The sequence below is a fragment of the Agathobaculum sp. TL06 genome (assembly GCF_054658635.1).
This window is the reverse complement of record NZ_BAAGGY010000062.1, coordinates 1-1,114: the sequence shown is the minus strand read 5'-3', so window position 1 is coordinate 1,114 and position 1,114 is coordinate 1. Positions and strand designations below refer to the sequence as shown.

Below are 1,114 nucleotides of genomic sequence, written 5' to 3'. Positions count from 1 at the left end.
CCTGTTCCAGTTCCCCGATAAAGTTCCAGACAATTTCAATCTTCTGTCTGCGGTGTCCGCTGGACTTATCCGGCGCGTGAACAATGATTTTCTTTACAAACTCATTGACGATAGCAGGCGTTAATTCCCGTATTCCCACATACTTGCGGATAACGGCGGCGAAGCTGTCAAAGTCTGTTTTATCCTGCTCGTAGGTATCAACGGCGGCTTGCTCCGTCTTAACAAACTCTGTCAGTTCCTTTTGTTCCGCTTCATACTCGGCGGACAGTTTTAAAAATCGCTCGTGACTGATTGTGCCGTTGATGTCGTCCTCGTAAATCCGCTTGAAAATACGGTCAAGTTCGGTAATCCGTTTCCTTGCCTGTTCTAATTCTTTCTTTTGCCGCTTTACTGCTTTTTCTGCTTCCTCAAACCTCTGCTGATAAACCATGTTTTGAAAGCTCTGTATATCGTCAAAGAACATAGCTGTTACATCAAATATCCTTTGCAGGACGAACAGTTTTAAGGTTTCCTCTCTGATAAAATGCGCGGAACAAGTACCCGTATTGCTCTTGTAGTTGGAGCAGACATAATGCTCTTGTTTGGGCGTAAAACTGTTTGTTGTGCAAAAGTACAGCTTTTCGCCACAGTCAGCGCAATAAAGCAAGCCGGAGAATAAGCCTTGCCGTCCTGTCTTTGTAGGGCGGCGTTTGTTTGCCCTTAATTCCTGCACCCTTTCAAATACCTGTTCCTCGATAATCGCAGGTTGCGTGTTGGGAAAGATACGGTAATTTTCCGGTGCATTTTGCAGACGTTTTTTCAGCTTGTGGGATTTGGAATAGGTTTTGAAATTGACTGTACACCCTGTATATTCTGGGCGTTCCAATATCCCCGCTATGGATTTGTAATCCCAACGATAGGGATTATCCGGCATAGCCTTTCCGTCACGCTTTGCATAGTAGGCTTTGACTGTCAACACTTTGTCCGCTGTCAGCACTTTTGCTATCTGCATGGGTCCTTTTCCGGCAATACACAAATCAAAAATTTTCTTTACCACAGCGGCAGCTTCTTCATCTACAATCCATTTCTTTTTGTCGTCTGGGTCTTTCCTGTACCCATAGGGCGGATTGGTACA

Annotated in this window: 1 protein-coding gene; it reads right to left on the bottom strand. The window is 44.9% G+C overall.

Annotation, left to right across the window (positions count from 1 at the left end):
• Positions 1 to 1,114, bottom strand: a 1,114-nt coding sequence (locus tag ACYQ3S_RS15630) for a DUF4368 domain-containing protein (RefSeq protein ID WP_459690293.1), incomplete at both ends; no start/stop codon positions are given.